Origin of the sequence: Spongiactinospora sp. TRM90649 (genome assembly GCF_029382225.1) — a bacterium.
Lineage (GTDB): Bacteria > Actinomycetota > Actinomycetes > Streptosporangiales > Streptosporangiaceae > Spongiactinospora.
The window spans coordinates 1-16,024 of sequence record NZ_JARLTC010000049.1; the positions used below are offsets into that span (position 1 = coordinate 1).

Sequence of the window (16,024 nt, forward strand, 5' to 3'; positions counted from 1 at the left end):
GGACATGCCGGTCAGCTCGGCGATCTGCGCGCGCTCGCAGTCGGCCGCGGTCATCGCTCCTCACCCCTCTCTCGGGCACGCTCGATGCGACGGGCGATGCGGTAGCCGTGCCAGGTGCTGACGGCTAGGAGCGACACCGCGAACGCGACGGGCAGGGGCAGCACGATGACGAGCATCACTGTGGAGACGGCGATCGCGGCGAAGTAGATGAGCGCGTCGAGGAGGTCGAGGACGACGCCGAGCACGAGGAGACGAAGGACGCGGGGCAGGCGGGCGATCATCGGTCCTCACCGCCCGCCGGGGTGGTCGCGTGCGAGCCGTTGACGGCGGGGGTGGTCGCGACCGGGTCCGCGACCGGTCGCGGGGGTGCAGGAGTGCCGCGATCGTCGAAGGTCCACCCGCCGTCGATCATGATTTGGCGGGCTTCCTGGATGCAGCCGAGCGCCCATGTTTCGCTGAATCCGGTCCAGTCGGCGAGGTCCCGCTTGGAGCCGATGTTGCCCTTCTTCGCGCGGCTGACCCACAGGCGAATGGCTCGGCGTTTGTCCTGCTCATCGGGCCTTCTGCGGTCCGCGACCGGTCGCGACTCGGTCGCGACCACCGCCCCGTCGGCGACCAGTTCCGCGACCGGTTCGGCGACCGGCTGCCGGTCGTCGTCGTCATCGGCGACCGGTCGCGGCTGCGGTCGCGACCACGGCACCAGGACGGTCGCCCAGGGCCGCCCTTCGGACCCCGCGCGGGCGGTCCCGCCGGGGGCCGTCGAGGGGGTGGCCGACAGGTCGTGACCGGTCGCCGGGTGGTCGCCGTCCGGTCGCGGCGCGGTCGCCGACGGGGCGGTGGTCGCGACCGGACGCGGGTAGACCTCGGCTCGGGCCGCGGTGTTGCGGTCGAGGGCGGCGGCGAGCTCGGCGGCGTCCGAGCGGCGGTCGAGGCCGAGGATGGCGGGGTGGTCGTCGTGCTCCCATGGCCCGGCGGCTGGCAGGGAGAGCAGGCCGCGCGCGCCGTACAGGGTGGTGATCTGGTCGAGCATGGCCGCGCGCGTCCGCGGGTTGCGGGCGAGGTCGGTGTACTCGACGGCGCGGTCGAGGGCCTTGTCGAGCCGGGCCAGGGCGGCGGCCTGCTTCTTCGGCTTCGCGCCGGCGTCATACAGGGCGCGGGCCCGCTTGGCCGCGAGCGCGACGCGGGTCAGGCGGCGGTGCGCGTCGACCTCGCTGGCCGAGCGGTCGCGGGCTTCGGCCAGGCCGAGCCGCACCAGGATCCGCTCGGGGGTGAGCCGCCAGTTGATCGCTTTGAGCCCGGAGATCTGCTGCCGCTCGATCGCCATTCCGCGTTCCCATAGCCAGGCGGCGACGAACGGGGCGACGAGCCGGAAGAGGAACTCCGGCCAGGAGGAGGCTTCCAGGGACGACAGCACGGCGGTGAGGGTCGTGAGGGCCCATACGGCGGTGCCGTCGATTCCGGCGGAAGGGCGGATGAGCGGGTCGGTCTTGGCGAGTTCGGCGCTGTCGCGCACGTTCCGCCGTGCGCGCACGGCGGAGGCGAGCATGCCGATCTCGATGAACGCGAACAGCGCTCCCTGGAGAAGGACGGGGAGATCGAACGCCTTGTCGAAGAACGTCCACATGCCCTGGGCGGACACGCCGGTGGCGATGCCGGCGGCCAGGTAGGTGAGGACGTCGGCGAAAGGGATGGCGGTTCGTCGGGCGGCACGCACGATGGTCCACAGCACGAAGAGCGTGGCGGTCCCGGCGGCGGCGGCCCACACGATGGTGGGCACTGCGGCGAGCGCCTCGCGCGCGGCGTTGAGCACCTGGTCGACGAGGGGGAACTGCCCATCGTCGGGCGGCGGCGGGGCGGGTCCCATGGTTGGTCTGTCCTTCCTGGTCGTGGTGTTCGGGTTCGGTGCCCGCCCGGGTGAGCGCCGGTCGGGCTGTGGGCGTCAGGTGCGGGGCAAGGCCCGCTCGGACTCCAGGAGCTCGGCGCGCAGCGCCAGCAGCTCCTCGATCCGGTCGTCGATCCGGGCCACGGTCAGCTGCGGGCCGCTGTACCGGCCCGGGTCGAAGCCGATGACCATGACGCCGTCGAAGCCGAAGTCGTCGCCGATCACGTAGCCGACCGATTCCAGGGCCCTACGCATCGCCTTGGCGGCGCTCAGGCCGATCGTTCCGGCGCCTCGGACGACGATTCCGCCCCGGGTGACGGTTGCGTCCAGCAGCGTCCCGTACCATCCGGCGAGCGCGGACGTGCAGATGGCGGTGACCTCGTTGAGGTCGGCATCGCTGACGCGGATGAGGCTTTCTCGCTGCGCGGCCTTGAGCTCGCTGGCCTGACGGTCGTGCTTCTTGCCGAGCAAACGCATCGTGATCTCCTGGTCGGGATGGCCTGCGGTCGTTGGTGGGGTGCTGCCGGGCCGGGGGTGGGTGTGGGGCCCGGCCCGGCAGCGGTCTCAGGGGGTAGGGCGGGGCATGGCTCGGCAGCGCTCGGCGTGCTCCTGGGCCCAGTTGCGGGCGTGCTGCGCGGCCTCGTGGCGGTGTGTGTCGATGTACCGAACGGCGGTTGACTCCCAGGTCTCTCGCAGCCAGTCGAAATCCCGCTGCGTGCCACATCCGGCGCAGCGCGGGACGGTTCTACTCGCTGCGGGACACTCGGCATCGGCGTGCTCGGTCAGGTCGACGGTGGCGCCCCCCACGGTGAGAAAGCGGGCGATGACCCCGTCGGGCCAGGCGGTCTGCTGGGCGGTCACAGTGGTCCTTTCGGATCTTGTGGTCGGCGGTTGGGGTGCTGCCGGGCCGGGGGGTTCTGGCCCGGCAGCGGCTCAGTGGCGGAGGATGTAGAGGATCAGCGCGGCGCTGGCCAGGGTGGCCATCGCGCCGAGCACGGCGCCGATCGCCAGGAGGATCGCGGTGCGGCGCCTCACCGCTTGTCCTTCTTGGCCTGGGCCTTGGCCTTGCGGTCGTACGCCTTGCGGCAGCCGCGGCCCTTCGACCACTCCGGCCCGGCGGGGCGCTCGCCCTTGGGCCAGATGCCGTCGGGGCCGGCCGAGGCGATGCGGTCCTCCAGGACGTCGGTGGCGATCAGGACCGTCGCGATGCGCTCGCCGGGGTTCACCGTCGCTCCTTCTTGGCCGGGATGGGGTTGCTGGAGTGCAACGGCCGGCGGGCGTCGTCGGCGTTGTAGGACCGGTCGGAGGTGTACGTCGGCGCGGTGCGCTGCTCGGGCGGGGCGACGTCGTCCTCGGTCACCCCATGCAGGGCGAGGAACTTGGCGCAGCGGGTCACTGGTCCACCCCCAGGTCGCGCAGGTGCTGGCAGCCCCGGACCCATGCGGCGCTGGGCTTCTCGGCGCCCATGCCGTCACGGAGGGCGAGGAGACGTCCGAGGCCGATGATCAGGCCGTGGATGTAGCGGGTGGCGGACTGCACGGCATAGGCGGAGGCCCCCTGCTCGCGCAGGCGCTCCCGGTCGCGGACGGCAGCGCGGATGTCGGCGACCATCGTGGTGATCGCCGCGTCGGCACCGTCCTGGCCGAGCGCGGCCTCGAAGCGGTAGATCGCCTCTTCCTCACGGGAGCGGGCGGCGAACGCTTCTTCCTGTTCGCGGGTCATCGGGTGCCTCCCCGGCAGGTGCGGCACGGCCCGGCGATGGCCTTGCTGTTGACCGTGCCGCACGCGCACACCCAGGTGTGCGGCGTCTGCGCGGCCAGCGTGTCCGGCTCGGCCTGCCGGCGCGTGGCGCCGGGGACGGTGATGACCTTGCCCATCACGCCGCTGCTCCGTTCCGGGCGCGGGTGACCAGGTCCAAGCCGGTGCGGAAGTACGCCTCGGCCTGGTCGAGGGGCAGCTCCGTGATGCTCTGCCACAGGAACACGGTCGGGCCGTGGTCGGTGTCGCCCACGATGATGTCGCCGTAGGCGGGGGAGGTGCTGGTCGTCTGGCAGTAGCTGTGCCGGTGGTCGGTGCACCACGGCTTGCACTGGACGGTCGACGGTGGCGCGGTAGCCTGTGCCATGAGATTGCCTTTCACTGCTAGGGACGGTTGATCTCAGGGCCTGCCGGTGTTGCTGCACCGGCAGGCCCGCTTGCGTTGAGGGTCTCGATGGGGGCGGGAGTGTCGGCCATCGACTCGACATCGACTCGGCGGTAAACGAAGACCCTGCCGCCGGGATTCTTGCTGGCCTGGATCTTCCCGGTGCGCGCCCACACCCTCACCGTCTCTGGGTCGACCTTGAAGAAGGCCGCAACCTCTTCGGTGGTCATCAGTGGACTGAGCGGACGGCCGACGGTGTCGGCACTCACACGGCACCTCCGAATCTGGACATAGCGCCAGTCAGGCCCGGATCGGGCGGTGGTTGGCTTGCTTAAGCCAGACCATACTGCCTCACGCGTGAGCTGACAAGGCGCGAAGTAGAGTGAGCTGGTACCCAACCTTGTTGCCCCGCAGATAAGGTGACTAGGACACGATGCGGTGAAAGGGGCATGGGGAGCCGTGAGACCAGATACCAGACACCCGTCCCACAAGGTCGCTGCCGATCTACGGGCGAAGATCATGGCCGGGCTGTTGAAACCCGATGAGCAGTTGCCCTCAACTCCACAGCTCGCGGAGCGGTACGACGCCGCCCCAACGACCATCCAGAACGCCGTCCGCATGCTCAAGGCCGAAGGATTCGTCACGAGCCGCGCGGGGGCCGGCGTCTACGTGAGCCGCGACCACGCGTTCACAGTTGAGACCGCCGCCTACTACGACCCCGCGTCCCGTGGGGTCGCCTATCGAATCCTTGACGTAGCCGAGCTACAGCCTCCGGCCGATGTTGCCGCCGCTCTGAAGGAGGATCGCGCGGTCTGCCGCTCCAGGCTCACGATGCGTGGCGAGACGCCCATGGAGCTCTCGCGCTCCTACTATCCGATGAGCCTTGCGGCAGGAACGCCCCTTACTGGGCGGGGCCGTATCCGAGGAGGCGCGCCTGCCGTACTCGCCGACCTCGGCTACCCGGAACTCGAATGGACCGACCGAGTGTCCACCCGCGTCCCAACAACCGAAGAAGCGGAGATCCTGGAGATCCCCGACGGCGTGCCGGTCCTTCGTCAGTTCCGCACGATCTTCTCCGAGGACGATCGACCGGTCGAAGTATCGGTGCTGATTAAGCCAGGGCACCTGTACGAACTGACGTATCGGCAGGCCGTGGATGATGAGCAGTAGTCCAAAGGAGGTTCAGTGCCTGACACTCGGGATGATGGATGGGTCTGGCTGCCTGATTTTCCAGCAGAGGCCGGCATAGCCATTGGCGGCTTCTGGGCCCCTCCAGGCAGCAGGTGGGAGAATGTCTCGTCCGTTGACGAGGACGGCACACCTCGTATCGCCTGGCGGGTTGCGCGAGATGCGCCAAAAAGCCAGACCGTCGATCACAAGCGGGCGGTGGAGGTGCCGAAGCGAGGACAGGGAGAGAAGAAGCGGCTACCTCGTGTACCTCGTGAAATACCGACCGGAATCACGGCGCTGTACCGATACTTCGATGACCAGGATCGACTGCTGTATGTGGGGATGACCAACGATCTCTCCCTGCGCACACGGAACCACGTGAGAGCGTCGGATTGGATGGCCTTCGCAGTTCGATCGACCATCGAGCGCTATCCGAGTCGGTCCGAAGCGGAGGCAGCCGAGCATAAGGCGATCTCGGATGAGTCGCCGATCTTCAACGTCCGAGGTAACGCGACCCCAAAGGCTCAGCGCCGACTTGTTGAGTACCTGGTTGAGCACGGTCGCACGGACTTGCTGACAGCCATCATCTCCCGTGGCTGACTTTCGCGTGCGGGGTGCTGCTGGAGCCGGACGGGTCATGCTTCGCCTGCCGCTCCAGTCGGTGACCAGCCAAGCCCCGGTCACGGGGTGGGACTCGTGGAGGTGGGAGGGGGCGGAGGCGGAGGTGGCGGCTCTGTGCCACCTCTGGCGAACGCAGCCCAGCCGGCAAGCGCCGCTACGACCAGCGCCCCGCCGACGAGTACCGTCTTGCCGCCACGGGTGTGGGGGGAGACCCAGGTGCGCCCTCCACCTGGTCGCCGCCGATAGTGCCCCTTGACCCAGCTCTTCCTTCTCGCCGCCATACCGGGACCGTACGAACCCGCCGTGACTCCGCATACTCTGCGCGTGGGCACGATCCGCTGGCGTCGATGGCACGAGAGACAGACCTTGCCCGGTTCAACGTTCTGTGCCGTGCCCATGACGCTGGGCGCTGACCGGCGTACCGTGAGTGCGTGGCCGACAAGGATGACGAGCCCCCCGTCTGCCGGGTCTGTCTCGGCGCAGGCGGGGAATGGATCTGGAAGAACGGCACCGAGGAAGCACACAAGGAGTGGGTGCCGTGCTCCACCTGCGAGGGGACCGGGCGCGCATGACCGACCCCATCACCTGCCCCGAGTGCGAGGGCAAGAAGGGCCACCGCGTCGGTGAGCTGTTCCTGGCCTGCCGGTTCTGCTGCGGAAGGGGCTGGGTCGGCGGCGAGCACGAACCCGCCGAGCGCGATCACCGGCCGCCGCCGGAGCCGCCGCCAGCGTGGGAGCACAAGGTGTGGTGCGACCCGGCCGTATCCGCCGCGATCCCCTGCCGCTACTGCCTCGGATCGGGCAAGGTCATCAACCTCGGCAGCGGTGTCCAGCGCGGCAACGTGCTTACCATGGCCGACTGCCCCGCCTGCACCATCCCGGATGACCAGACAGTCTGACGCGCCCGCTGTGGCCGCCGCCATCATCGTGCGGCGCGGCAAGGTCCTGCTCATCCGCCGACGTGTCGCCGAAGGCGAGCTGTTGTGGACGTTCCCCGGCGGCCAGGTCGAGTTAGGCGAATCCGGCGAGCAGGCTGCCGTACGCGAGACTCGCGAGGAAGTCGGACTCGACGTCACCGCCGTGAAGGCCCTCGGTGCCCGCATCCACCCCGCGACCGGCCGCCGCATGATCTACGTCGTGTGCGAGACGGTGGCCGGCACGGCCCGCGTCGCCGACGTCGAGGAAGTGGCCGAGGTCGAGTGGTGTGGCCGGACGCGCGTCGCCGAACTGGTGCCGTTCTCCTTCTTCGCGCCGGTCCAGGCGCACCTCGACGAGCATCTGACCTGACCTGGTGCTGATGACCACAGAACCTGGCCCGCTGTGGGAGACGCTTCGTGACCATGCCGACACGGCATAGCCAGGCCATCGTCCCCGTACAGTCAGAAGACGCCCGTCGGACCAGCGCATACCGTCGCGTTGAGGATCACCACCGGTCCCGGCGAGGGGATGAGACATGAGCGTCACGGCAAACGGCCAGTCCGCGCTGAGCACTCGTGCATACACTGACCGCATGAGCGCACAGCCGCACGACGTCCCGGCCGCCGGCCAGCTGCCGGACAAGACGCTGCGCTCCATTCGCGCCGCCCTCGTCGTTCCCGAGGACCGCGACGCCTTCGACGCCGGGCTGCGCGTCGCCCTCGCCGAAGTGGGCGCGACGTTGGACCTCGCCAAGCTGACGGACTTCGTCGACACCTGGTGGCTCATGGCCTGTGACTCGGTCAGGGATCCCGAAGGGCGGCGCGAGATGCATCGGCGGGCCGCCCGCGTGCAGCAGCTCGCCGCAGAGGGGAAGCCGATCCCTCGCGGGGACAAGACGTGGGAGGAGCTGCTCGCAGCGCGCGGCATTGAGCTGTAGATGTATGAGCTGACGAAGCCCGACCCCATTGCCCAGGAGCAGATCGCCGCGCTGCCGGACGATGCGGCCCGCTATCTCGCGGAGGCGTTCAAGGTTCTCAAGCTCGCCCCAGGGAATGGCGATCTGTTCCGCCCGGACAATCCGGAGGGGAACATGCGCACGCTGAAGTTCGGCGGCAGGGGCATGATCACGTACATCGTCATGGAGCCGCAGCGCGAGGTGTACATCATCCGCGTCCACTGGATCTGATCTTCGCCGCGCTCTCTTCAACGGTGGAGGCCGGGTGGCCCCGCGACCCTCAACGCGGGGCCACCCGGTCGCCTGACCCGCCTCGGGGAGTAGGCCAGGCCAGGCGGGGAAACCAGCCACCCGCAGGGGCGGGAACGCGGTGGCCGGCAAGGGTCAGGTGCGGCGGATCAGCGACAGCAGATGCGCCTGGTGAGCTAGGGCGACCACGAGCTCTCCGACACTGGGCTGGGCGACCTGGTGCTGGACCCCCAGCGCCCGCTCTGCCGCGTCTGGTGCCGTATGCAGGGTTGCCCACCACAGGGCGCCGAGCCGGGTGATCCGCCATCCGGGATAGGTGGTGCGGATCGCTTCGAGTACGTCGGGGTTCACCCGTGGTCCGCAGGGGCGATGCCCGGCCACCTCGGGGAGGGGGTCCGAGATGGCCGGAGACACGGTACGGCGCGGCGTACGGTGATGAGGAACCACACGGTCTTGCCGTCTGGGAGGAGTTCGACACCCCACTTGTCCGCCAGGGAGTTGACGACGGTCAGACCGCGCCCGCTTTCGTCATCCGGGACGGCCCTCGGCGGCTCCATCGGGCCGGGCCAGCTGTGGCCATGGTCGGTGATGTCGGCTCGCAGGGTGCGGCCTGACAGGTTCAGGGCCAGCTCGATCTGACAGCGGACCGCGTCGGCGGTGTGGACGATCGCGTTGGTGACCAGTTCGCTGACCAAGAGGGTCACATCGTCGGCGATGTCCAGGAGGGCCCAGGCGGCCAGCGTTCTGCGTGTGCACGCGCGCGCGCTGCGGACGGAGGTGGGGCGGTGGTTGAGCGTGTAGGTGGCGGATTGGAGGACGGCCTGGCGCGTCATTTTCTGTTCCCAACGTCGTTGTTGGCGGCCCGTGCGGCGGCGAGATGGGCACTGAGATCGGCGACGTATCGCTCGGCGTCGGCGAGGGGGAGTTCGTCGCGGACGAGCCATAGGCCGATGACGATGCCGTCGTCGGGGGAGGGGAAGGACACGATTTCGCCGTACGGGCCGGTGCTGCGCTGCGACGCGGCCAGGGAGGGATCGGCGCTGTCCGGGCTCATCGGGGCCCCATCGCTCGGTGAGGGGTCCGGTGTCCTGCGCCCGGTGGGGTCGGCGGGCGCGGGTTGGTTCGCCCGGTTCTGCGGTGGTTTCGTGATCGATTTTCGAGTAAGCCGTTACACGGTGTGCCATGGAATACCACGAACAACCATGGACTCCCCGTGCATGCTGTGGCAGGACGCGGCTTTCTACCGTCTGCCGCATGGTCGAGTTTGCCGAGGACGAGCTTGTGTGGCTGCAGCTCTACAGGGAGCTTCGTCGTCGTATTGAGGATGGCAGGTACCGGGAGCGGATGCCCATCCCGAGCCTGCGCCAGCTCGACCAGGAGTTCCCCGTCAGTCGCGGCACGATCGTCAAGGTGGTGACGCTTCTCGCCGAGGAGGGGTTCGTCCGGCCGATCCGGGGCCGGGGAACGTACGTCCGTCCCCGGGCCGAGTGGCCACAGAGCAGGGGATAAGCGAGTCATGGTGTGATCGCCCCGGTCTGCTTGAGCGTTCGGCGCGCCTGGGCGACGCGGGAGGCTTGCGACTGCCGGGCAGGCCGGCCGGGATGCGTTCGCGGATCTGCGGACACCCGCCGGTCGGTCAGCGTCATGATCTCCATACTCCCGATAGCGGGAAAGGGCTAGCATCATCATGGTGCCAAGACCAATTCTCGGCAATACTCAATTTTAACAAGACCGATATGGGCCCATCTGTGGCTCAATGTCCCGCATGCGGAGGGATGGTCTGGTGTATAGCCCCACCGTCAGGCGCCGACGACTGTCGAACGCGCTGAAACAATTCCGCGAAGCCGCGAACATGGACTCCAAGGAAGCCGCCAAGCGGCTCGGCTGGCAGCCCAGCAAGGTCACCCGGATCGAGCGCGACGAATGGCGGCGGCCCACCGTCAACGACGTCATGGACCTGCTCGACATCTACGAGGTGACCGACGAGGCCACCTGCAACGCGATGATCACTCTCGCCCGTGAGAGCCGCCGCCGCGGCTGGTGGGAAGAGGAGTACAAGGACATCCTCGGTGGCGCGCTGGTCGGCCTGGAATGGGAAGCCAACGACATCGAGGCGTTCGAGCTCGCACTGATCCCTGGACTGCTACAGACCGCGGACTACGCCACGGCGGTCTTCAAGGGTGGCCGGGTGTCCGAACCGGCGCCGATCCAGCGGATGGTGGAGGCTCGGCTGGCCAGGCAGCGCATCCTCACCCGTGAGAACCCGCCGATGTTCTGGGCGGTGATCGACGAGGCTGCGCTGCGCAAGCACGTGGGCGGCCCGGCCGTGATGCGCGAGCAGCTGCACCACCTGTGCCGCATGGCCGAGCGGCCGAACATCGGCATTCAGGTGCTACTCGACACCGTCGGCGCGCACACCGCTATGACGTGCGGTTTCACCATCCTGGACTACGAGGCGCCGGAAGACCCCACGATCATCTACGTGGAGGCCGGCGCGGCCGGTGACCTGTTCCTGGAGAAGCCGGAGGCTGTGGCGGCCTATCGGGACAGCTACGGTTACCTCCGTGCCTCGGCACTGAGCGTCGAGGCATCGGCGGCCTACATTGAAGGCCTGGCCAAACAACTGAAATAGAGGCGAGATCGTGGACCTTACCCACCCCGAGCTCCCTTGGCGCACGTCGTCCCACAGTTCAGCGCAGGGGCAGAACTGCGTCCAGGTGGCGTCAATTGCCGCTGGTGTCGCCGTCAGGGACAGCAAGAACCCTGACGGCGGGAAGCTGGTCTTCACCGCGTCCGAGTGGTCGTCATTCGTCGCCGCGGTGAAGGACGGCACCTTCGATAGATGATCAATGGCCTCGGGCGGACCGTCCACGTGGAGGGTCCGCCCGGACCTTACCCATCGCCCACCATAGGTGAGGGCAACCCCTTTCGCGACTATCTGACAGGACCTATTAGGCGATCCTTCCTTTTCCGGACAGGGCATATGTGGGCCTCGCCAGATCGCCATTCCCGGCGCCTTGCCGCTACGGCACCGTCCCCTGGCAGCTGGCGATGGTGTAGCCGCCGGCCGAGGTGTTCCGGCTGATCACCACGCCGCCGACGGAGATCTCACACGTGATCGTCCCCGAGACGCCCTCGTTCTGCGCGGACAGGTAGACGAAGTCGCCCGGCGTCATCTCGACCTCGTACCGCATCGGCACGGCCCGGCCGGACGCCTGCTCGGTCCCGGTGGAGGTGGCCACGGTGACGCCGGCCGAGTCCGCCGTCCCGGTGACGGCGTATACCACCGTGCCGCCCGGGTTCGCGACCGGCAGTGCGGTCGGCTCGGTCTGGGAGGGCGGGAGGGGTGGCAGCGGGCCGGGGGTGCGCGTGGTGAAGGCGATGCCGCCGATCGCGATGACGAAGAGGACGAGGACGATGGCGAGGATGTAGCGCGGCACGGCGGCTCCCGGTTCGACATGGCGGCCATGGGAGAAGACGCGGTGACCGGTGGTGACGTTGGCGCTGAGTGTCGTTCTCTTGGGACTCCATCTGGGAGATGGTCTGCCGGACCAATGCCGGACCCAACGCCTTCGATCTTATGATCTTTGATGCTCTCTCTTGAATAGTGCGATCATGGCTCTGACCAGCAAATATCGTCCTTCTGATTAGTGCTGAATACTCCTGATTGATCGAATGGTGGAGACTTTTAATCTGTAGGTTCAGGGTTCGAGCCCCTGGCGCCCCACCACTCACACCCCATCTGACCTGCGGTTTCTCGCTCCGAGAGACTCGCGGTGAGGTGTTGCCCTCGCAGGCCCGCTCGCCCGCTGCTCGCGGGCACCCATCGGCCTCCCCAGCCGGGGCATCCTACGGCCGGCTGCCAAGGTGGAGCCACAGGAAGGTCATGTGCGGCCCATCGCAAGCGCGAGGCAGGCGATGGTGCACGGGTTGTCCAGGTCATTCGGGCCATCACGCACACGTGGGTGACTGAAGGCGAACCGCGTGCCTAGCGAACCTCGCCCCTACAGAGTCGTTCTGGGCTGCCGGTCTCACAGGCTGCCCTGCGAACTGCTCGCGCTGCCAGATACAGGCATGACTTGCGACTTGAGGCCGATCCCAAATCCGGATCTATTGCTCCTCTTCATCTGCCAAGATCATGGGCTCCAGGGCTCCTACGGGGCCTCTGGAGCGAAACGGTATCCGGCAATCCTATTTTTTGCCAAATCGCTCGTGACGGTTCACATTACACTAAAGGCGCGTATCGCTGTTGGCGTGCGGATGGAGTCTAGGCTCTGCTATTTATAGCCGAACCGATTCGCCGGGAGCGATTAGAGGGAGTTTTCGTGCCCAAGCGCAAGAAGAAGCAGCGTACAACTAGGTCATCTAAGAACATTTCACGGCGCGCGCCTGTGGCTGCAGACGCGATTGTCGAAGATGGGAAAGCTCTCGAAAGCGACCCGATGCCAACTGTTGAGGAACGGCCTAACATCGCCAGTCGCACCGAATCGGGACTCCTTGTAATTTCACTGGAAAGTAGCCAGATCAGGGTCGAGGCGTCTACGCACTGCTCTGACGAAATCATCGAAGTACTGCGAACCTATTGGGAATGGGACGACGGCAATCAAAATTGGAAATGGCCAGCAAAGGACGCGGCCGAGAAGCTGGGAATTCCGGTAGGAAAATTGGCGACAGCGCTAAGCCAATGGGCGTGCGCTTACATCGTCGGTAGCGCTTGTCCTGAGTGTGGAAACGGAGAGCCTGTCAAAAACCGGTCGTCGGCTGCTCGGGAACTGGTCGATCCCAAGCCGAAAAAATGCTGGGACTGCGTTCAGCGGGTCAGGCGCGAAGACCTAGAGGACATCAGTATTTGGTGCGACAGTATGATCGCGCCAGCACCCGTCGAAATACCTCTATTGGCGGCGCTAGCGGTTAAGGTCATCTTCATCCCGAAATCGGGCAGTCCGGTTCAGAGGATGACTGCAGGGAATCTTAGAGGAAGAGTGCTTCAGCCTCTGATAGGCCCTCCAATAGCTGACTGCGACCTTGTCGGGACAATGGTGGCAATGGGAATAATGGCCCCTACAGCCGACAGCCCTCAGAAGGCTTTCAAGATGGTCGATGGCGAACTGGAAAGCTGGTATCCCCTCGAAGCTTTCTACATGCCAGGCAGCGGGGTCCTAGAGCTTCTGGCTCAGATAGAAACTGCACAGGAAATTGTGAATTGCTACGGAATTGACGAGGTCAGGAGACTCTGGGTGGACCTTGCAGTGCAAGATGCGATGAACTACCTTGACGGCCAGCTTGCATTTGAGTTCCACGATCCAAGACCGCCCGTGCCAGAACACCGTAGAGCGGAACTCGAGGCTAGCCTGTTGGGAGTCGCTGAGCATTTCAGCATCGGTCAGCTTCGAAATCTCTGCTGGCGCTCCGCCCGAGACGCCATCGTATGGGGAGAAAAGCATGGGCCGTACCTAAAGGCGGAGGCCGTATCCTCATGTGCCGCCACCTCTCTTATTAGAAATGTAGAAAATGCCCAGCGCGACAGGTGGAAGGTAAATCACACTCAGTTTGAGGTGTCTTGGCATACGCTTGGGAGCGTCGCGAAGACATTCTTTGAGCTGATTCTTCCCCACGGAAGCTATCTCACAGAGACGAGCTCCACATGGCGCGTGCCACCTCCCACAGTAGTCTCCAAAGAGCATCCTACTGCCTCTGGAGCCAGGAAGCCCGTGGAGTTCCCAGACTCCATTAACGAGAGACCGTCCGTCCTCTGTGCTGGAATTCTGGAGAATGGCGAGTGGTGTCCAGAAAGCGTAGAAGCGCCCGGGACAGTATGCGCCACCTACGCGCACATGGATACTATCGAAGATCCAGTGGATGCATAGCCCGTGAGAAATGCGTCTTACGAAAATTCGCATACGATTGCCTTCGTTCGACCGCTTGCCCATCCATTGACAAATGGACAGGAACTTCTGTACGAAGGCTGGTTAATAGTGAACTCTTTTTACCGTGACGTCGCAGGTCACAGGCTCGCTACAGATCACCCTTCCTGATCCGGAACGCAGATACAGTAGCGACCTCGTTAAACAATCATGCGGTCCGGTTGGCTGAGGTGGGGGCTGGCGAAAGCGGTTCCGGTCTCAGAACCTTGGCACGACGCAAAGCGAAACTTTGTTCGCTTTACTGTCGGCGCCCCCGGCCGACACCGCAGTGCATCTACGGGACTCGCGGTCTTTTCTAGATCATGATCTTCTCTGGTGTGACCTGTGAACCTTGCGAGGGAATCTGCGGGATATCGGTGACGTGATCATCGGGTGAACTGGGGGGCTGCTGTGAAGCGACAGGGACACTCGGATGTAGGTACGGATCGACCGATGTCGCAGCGGCTGCTGCGCCTGGTGCGGGCGTGCACCGCGACGCCGTTCGTCGTGGCCGCGGTGCTGGCGGCTCCCGCACCGGCTGCGGCCGTGGCCACTGATTGCCCGGCTGGGATCACTCCGCTCGCCGATCGGTACTGGAACATGGAAAAGCTCTGCGAGAGCATCATCCGAGACGTGGTGAGCGGTCAGACCGTGAGCGTGCGCGAGCGCTTCGAGGAGGCACAGCGATTCCCCCCAGGCCATGCCGATCCACCGCCCGTCGCCGTCGCGAAGGAGCGATCCCGCGAAGCGAAGCCTCCTCCACGAGAACGAAGCAATCCCGAAAAGAAGGAGCAGAGGCCGGGGATAGAGCACGAGGCGGACAGGTCAGCGATCGCCGAGCAGCCTCAGCGAGAGCGGCGCGGGAGGTCCGTGCCGGTTGAAGGGCGCCGGGCACGGACGGTGGGGGCAGCGGAGCGTCAGCATGCGAGACGTGCGAAGCCGCCTGCCGAGCGGCCTCGTGTGGTACGGGAGACGATGCACCACACCGTGACGCCTGCGATCACACCGCCTCCGCCGCCGGTGCCCAGTGCGTCGGCACCGACGACGTTGCGTGCCAAGCCGATGGCCTCCGCGGCGCCCGGTGACGGGCGGTCCGCTGTCGTCGGCTTTGGCTCTGCGGCGCTGTTCGGGGCCGTGGTGATGTTCGGGAGCACGCTGCTGGCGCGCCAGCTTCGCGGCGGGAGGCGACCGCGTTCCATGGAGAGGGCCGGATCTGAGGCACGGGTCGCTGCTTCGTCCGTGGGGTCTTCGCCGGTTGATGAGCCGCTCGTCGGTGGCGATGCAGGCCCCGACGAGGTGTTCGCTCACCCCGCAGGGACCGTGGTGAGCGCCTCGCCGAGAACTGCGGTAACGGCTCCCTCGCGGGCGAAGGTTCAGCTGTTCGGCCCGGTACGGGTGACCGTGGGCGAGCAAGAAGTGTCGTTCGGGCGGGCCGAGGGGCGGGACCTGTTCGCGCTGCTGGCCGCGTCGAAGGAGGGCGAGCCCACCGACAGCGTGATCGAGCGGTTGTGGCCGGATGAGGTCGGGCGGGGCAACCTCCGGCTGGAGACGGGAGTCCGGGACGTCAACGCCGCGATGAGGCACGCGACGAGGCTGGCGACCGAGGTGAAGTTCGTGGTGAAGGTGGGCCGACGGCGCCGGTTGTCGGCGGCGTACTTCGACGTCGACTGGTGGCAGTTCCAGGAGGCGTACGTGCGGTCTCACACCGGTGAGGACGAGGCGGTCCGGGTGCGGGCGCTGCGGGAGATGCTGGCGCTCTACCAGGGGCCGTTGCTGGCCGATCGGGACGATCTGTGGTCTTTGCCGCTGCGGCATGCGGCCGAGACGCAGGCGGTGAACGCGGCGATGCGGCTGGCGGAGAACGAGCGGAAGAGGGATCCCGGCCGGGCGTTGGATGTGCTGACCCTGGCGGTGGACCGGGTCGATCGGTACAACGAGGTGCTGTGGTGCCAGATCATGACCGTTCAGGCGGAGCTGGGGCGGTTGCCTGCCGTGCGGTGGGCGTTTCAGCAGCTCACCGAACGGTTGGCGGAGATCGATCTGGTGCCGAGCCGTCAGGCGCGGCAGACCTATCAGCGGCTGGTGGGGTGATACGCCTTCGCCGGGGCTGGACTGCTCCGGTGTGGTGGATAGGCCGGGGTGAGTTTGCCCAGGGGGTGGGGGCTGTGGGCGGGTGTTGATCGC

The 16,024-nt window shown here is 66.6% G+C and carries 25 protein-coding genes; 11 read left to right on the plus strand and 14 right to left on the minus strand.

Going from position 1 to position 16,024, the window contains the following annotated elements:
* Window positions 1-50 precede the first annotated feature (50 nt).
* The 10 genes from P3X83_RS39780 to P3X83_RS39825 all read right to left on the minus strand — a co-directional run bounded on the left by P3X83_RS39780 (window position 51) and on the right by P3X83_RS39825 (window position 4,255).
* A complete protein-coding gene (locus P3X83_RS39780; RefSeq protein WP_277310582.1) occupies window positions 51-281 on the minus strand; it encodes a hypothetical protein in 231 nt (76 codons plus the stop codon).
* Entirely contained in the window at window positions 278-1,864 is a 1,587-nt protein-coding gene (locus tag P3X83_RS39785; RefSeq protein WP_277310583.1) for a hypothetical protein, read from the minus strand. Before P3X83_RS39785 ends, P3X83_RS39780 begins: the two co-directional genes overlap by 4 nt.
* Before the next feature lie 75 nt (window positions 1,865-1,939).
* The gene (locus P3X83_RS39790; protein ID WP_277310584.1) at window positions 1,940-2,359 is read right to left on the minus strand and encodes a hypothetical protein; all 420 of its coding nucleotides are present in this window, start codon (window positions 2,357-2,359) and stop codon (window positions 1,940-1,942) included.
* An 87-nt stretch (window positions 2,360-2,446) separates the two neighbouring features.
* Window positions 2,447-2,743 (minus strand): hypothetical protein, encoded by a 297-nt coding sequence (locus P3X83_RS39795; RefSeq protein WP_277310585.1) that lies wholly within the window; start codon window positions 2,741-2,743, stop codon window positions 2,447-2,449.
* A 170-nt stretch (window positions 2,744-2,913) separates the two neighbouring features.
* Window positions 2,914-3,108 (minus strand): hypothetical protein, encoded by a 195-nt coding sequence (locus P3X83_RS39800; RefSeq protein WP_277310587.1) that lies wholly within the window; start codon window positions 3,106-3,108, stop codon window positions 2,914-2,916.
* Window positions 3,105-3,278 carry a hypothetical protein gene (locus tag P3X83_RS39805; protein WP_277310588.1) on the minus strand — a complete coding sequence of 58 codons (174 nt, stop codon included), beginning with the start codon at window positions 3,276-3,278 and terminating at the stop codon, window positions 3,105-3,107. Before P3X83_RS39805 ends, P3X83_RS39800 begins: the two co-directional genes overlap by 4 nt.
* Window positions 3,275-3,604, minus strand: coding sequence for a hypothetical protein (locus P3X83_RS39810; RefSeq protein WP_277310589.1), 330 nt, complete (start codon window positions 3,602-3,604; stop codon window positions 3,275-3,277). The genes P3X83_RS39805 and P3X83_RS39810 overlap by 4 nt, the downstream gene beginning before the upstream one ends.
* Entirely contained in the window at window positions 3,601-3,759 is a 159-nt protein-coding gene (locus tag P3X83_RS39815; protein WP_277310590.1) for a hypothetical protein, read from the minus strand. Before P3X83_RS39815 ends, P3X83_RS39810 begins: the two co-directional genes overlap by 4 nt.
* Window positions 3,759-4,007, minus strand: a complete 249-nt coding sequence (locus tag P3X83_RS39820; protein WP_277310591.1) for a hypothetical protein — start codon at window positions 4,005-4,007, stop codon at window positions 3,759-3,761. Before P3X83_RS39820 ends, P3X83_RS39815 begins: the two co-directional genes overlap by 1 nt.
* Before the next feature lie 17 nt (window positions 4,008-4,024).
* Complete coding sequence (locus P3X83_RS39825) at window positions 4,025-4,255, minus strand: helix-turn-helix domain-containing protein (protein WP_277310592.1); 231 nt, start codon at window positions 4,253-4,255, stop codon at window positions 4,025-4,027.
* Window positions 4,256-4,484: 229 nt separating this feature from the next.
* Between P3X83_RS39825 and P3X83_RS39830 the strand changes: the two genes are divergently transcribed.
* The 6 genes from P3X83_RS39830 to P3X83_RS39855 all read left to right on the plus strand — a co-directional run bounded on the left by P3X83_RS39830 (window position 4,485) and on the right by P3X83_RS39855 (window position 7,919).
* Window positions 4,485-5,195 (plus strand): GntR family transcriptional regulator, encoded by a 711-nt coding sequence (locus P3X83_RS39830; protein ID WP_277310593.1) that lies wholly within the window; start codon window positions 4,485-4,487, stop codon window positions 5,193-5,195.
* A gap of 15 nt (window positions 5,196-5,210) precedes the next feature.
* Window positions 5,211-5,795, plus strand: a complete 585-nt coding sequence (locus P3X83_RS39835) for a hypothetical protein (protein WP_277310594.1) — start codon at window positions 5,211-5,213, stop codon at window positions 5,793-5,795.
* A gap of 559 nt (window positions 5,796-6,354) precedes the next feature.
* Entirely contained in the window at window positions 6,355-6,714 is a 360-nt protein-coding gene (locus P3X83_RS39840) for a hypothetical protein (protein WP_277310595.1), read from the plus strand.
* Window positions 6,698-7,102, plus strand: a complete 405-nt coding sequence (locus P3X83_RS39845) for an NUDIX hydrolase (RefSeq protein WP_277310596.1) — start codon at window positions 6,698-6,700, stop codon at window positions 7,100-7,102. Before P3X83_RS39840 ends, P3X83_RS39845 begins: the two co-directional genes overlap by 17 nt.
* Window positions 7,103-7,325: 223 nt before the next feature.
* The gene (locus tag P3X83_RS39850; protein WP_277310597.1) at window positions 7,326-7,670 is read left to right on the plus strand and encodes a DUF6247 family protein; all 345 of its coding nucleotides are present in this window, start codon (window positions 7,326-7,328) and stop codon (window positions 7,668-7,670) included.
* Entirely contained in the window at window positions 7,671-7,919 is a 249-nt protein-coding gene (locus P3X83_RS39855) for a hypothetical protein (protein WP_277310598.1), read from the plus strand.
* A 153-nt stretch (window positions 7,920-8,072) separates the two neighbouring features.
* Here P3X83_RS39855 and P3X83_RS39860 read toward each other — a convergent pair whose 3' ends face one another.
* From P3X83_RS39860 to P3X83_RS39870, 3 genes are read right to left on the minus strand one after another with little or no spacing between them, the layout of a single operon-like run.
* Entirely contained in the window at window positions 8,073-8,288 is a 216-nt protein-coding gene (locus tag P3X83_RS39860) for a hypothetical protein (protein ID WP_277310599.1), read from the minus strand.
* Window positions 8,285-8,770 carry an ATP-binding protein gene (locus tag P3X83_RS39865; protein ID WP_277310600.1) on the minus strand — a complete coding sequence of 162 codons (486 nt, stop codon included), beginning with the start codon at window positions 8,768-8,770 and terminating at the stop codon, window positions 8,285-8,287. The genes P3X83_RS39860 and P3X83_RS39865 overlap by 4 nt, the downstream gene beginning before the upstream one ends.
* Window positions 8,767-8,991, minus strand: a complete 225-nt coding sequence (locus tag P3X83_RS39870; protein WP_277310601.1) for a hypothetical protein — start codon at window positions 8,989-8,991, stop codon at window positions 8,767-8,769. The genes P3X83_RS39865 and P3X83_RS39870 overlap by 4 nt, the downstream gene beginning before the upstream one ends.
* Before the next feature lie 200 nt (window positions 8,992-9,191).
* Here P3X83_RS39870 and P3X83_RS39875 point away from each other — a divergent pair, with 200 nt between their 5' ends.
* The 3 genes from P3X83_RS39875 to P3X83_RS39885 all read left to right on the plus strand — a co-directional run bounded on the left by P3X83_RS39875 (window position 9,192) and on the right by P3X83_RS39885 (window position 10,783).
* On the plus strand, window positions 9,192-9,446 hold the full coding sequence (locus P3X83_RS39875) for a GntR family transcriptional regulator (RefSeq protein ID WP_277310602.1): 255 nt from the start codon (window positions 9,192-9,194) through the stop codon (window positions 9,444-9,446).
* Between the two features lie 256 nt (window positions 9,447-9,702).
* Window positions 9,703-10,569: a helix-turn-helix transcriptional regulator gene (locus tag P3X83_RS39880; RefSeq protein WP_277310654.1), complete on the plus strand. Its 867-nt coding sequence runs from the start codon at window positions 9,703-9,705 to the stop codon at window positions 10,567-10,569.
* A gap of 10 nt (window positions 10,570-10,579) precedes the next feature.
* Window positions 10,580-10,783 carry a DUF397 domain-containing protein gene (locus P3X83_RS39885; RefSeq protein WP_277310603.1) on the plus strand — a complete coding sequence of 68 codons (204 nt, stop codon included), beginning with the start codon at window positions 10,580-10,582 and terminating at the stop codon, window positions 10,781-10,783.
* A gap of 177 nt (window positions 10,784-10,960) precedes the next feature.
* Here the strand turns inward: P3X83_RS39885 and P3X83_RS39890 are convergent, their stop codons facing one another.
* Window positions 10,961-11,377: a hypothetical protein gene (locus tag P3X83_RS39890; protein WP_277310604.1), complete on the minus strand. Its 417-nt coding sequence runs from the start codon at window positions 11,375-11,377 to the stop codon at window positions 10,961-10,963.
* Between the two features lie 885 nt (window positions 11,378-12,262).
* Between P3X83_RS39890 and P3X83_RS39895 the strand changes: the two genes are divergently transcribed.
* Together P3X83_RS39895 and P3X83_RS39900 are read left to right on the plus strand one after the other, a co-directional pair.
* The gene (locus tag P3X83_RS39895) at window positions 12,263-13,804 is read left to right on the plus strand and encodes a hypothetical protein (RefSeq protein WP_277310605.1); all 1,542 of its coding nucleotides are present in this window, start codon (window positions 12,263-12,265) and stop codon (window positions 13,802-13,804) included.
* A gap of 489 nt (window positions 13,805-14,293) precedes the next feature.
* Complete coding sequence (locus P3X83_RS39900; RefSeq protein ID WP_277310606.1) at window positions 14,294-15,931, plus strand: BTAD domain-containing putative transcriptional regulator; 1,638 nt, start codon at window positions 14,294-14,296, stop codon at window positions 15,929-15,931.
* Window positions 15,932-16,024: the final 93 nt, after the last annotated feature.

What these genes read in the sequence shown, in the direction of transcription:
- P3X83_RS39780 (WP_277310582.1), bottom strand. Translation starts at nt 281, where the DNA reads ATGATCGCCCGCCTGCCCCGCGTCCTTCGTCTCCTCGTGCTCGGCGTC.
- P3X83_RS39875 (WP_277310602.1), top strand. Translation starts at nt 9,192, where the DNA reads ATGGTCGAGTTTGCCGAGGACGAGCTTGTGTGGCTGCAGCTCTACAGG.
- P3X83_RS39815 (WP_277310590.1), bottom strand. Translation starts at nt 3,759, where the DNA reads ATGGGCAAGGTCATCACCGTCCCCGGCGCCACGCGCCGGCAGGCCGAG.
- P3X83_RS39900 (WP_277310606.1), top strand. Translation starts at nt 14,294, where the DNA reads ATGTCGCAGCGGCTGCTGCGCCTGGTGCGGGCGTGCACCGCGACGCCG.
- P3X83_RS39785 (WP_277310583.1), bottom strand. Translation starts at nt 1,864, where the DNA reads ATGGGACCCGCCCCGCCGCCGCCCGACGATGGGCAGTTCCCCCTCGTC.
- P3X83_RS39845 (WP_277310596.1), top strand. Translation starts at nt 6,698, where the DNA reads ATGACCAGACAGTCTGACGCGCCCGCTGTGGCCGCCGCCATCATCGTG.
- P3X83_RS39820 (WP_277310591.1), bottom strand. Translation starts at nt 4,007, where the DNA reads ATGGCACAGGCTACCGCGCCACCGTCGACCGTCCAGTGCAAGCCGTGG.
- P3X83_RS39870 (WP_277310601.1), bottom strand. Translation starts at nt 8,991, where the DNA reads ATGAGCCCGGACAGCGCCGATCCCTCCCTGGCCGCGTCGCAGCGCAGC.
- P3X83_RS39865 (WP_277310600.1), bottom strand. Translation starts at nt 8,770, where the DNA reads ATGACGCGCCAGGCCGTCCTCCAATCCGCCACCTACACGCTCAACCAC.
- P3X83_RS39810 (WP_277310589.1), bottom strand. Translation starts at nt 3,604, where the DNA reads ATGACCCGCGAACAGGAAGAAGCGTTCGCCGCCCGCTCCCGTGAGGAA.
- P3X83_RS39850 (WP_277310597.1), top strand. Translation starts at nt 7,326, where the DNA reads ATGAGCGCACAGCCGCACGACGTCCCGGCCGCCGGCCAGCTGCCGGAC.
- P3X83_RS39790 (WP_277310584.1), bottom strand. Translation starts at nt 2,359, where the DNA reads ATGCGTTTGCTCGGCAAGAAGCACGACCGTCAGGCCAGCGAGCTCAAG.
- P3X83_RS39825 (WP_277310592.1), bottom strand. Translation starts at nt 4,255, where the DNA reads ATGACCACCGAAGAGGTTGCGGCCTTCTTCAAGGTCGACCCAGAGACG.
- P3X83_RS39855 (WP_277310598.1), top strand. Translation starts at nt 7,671, where the DNA reads ATGTATGAGCTGACGAAGCCCGACCCCATTGCCCAGGAGCAGATCGCC.
- P3X83_RS39880 (WP_277310654.1), top strand. Translation starts at nt 9,703, where the DNA reads ATGCGGAGGGATGGTCTGGTGTATAGCCCCACCGTCAGGCGCCGACGA.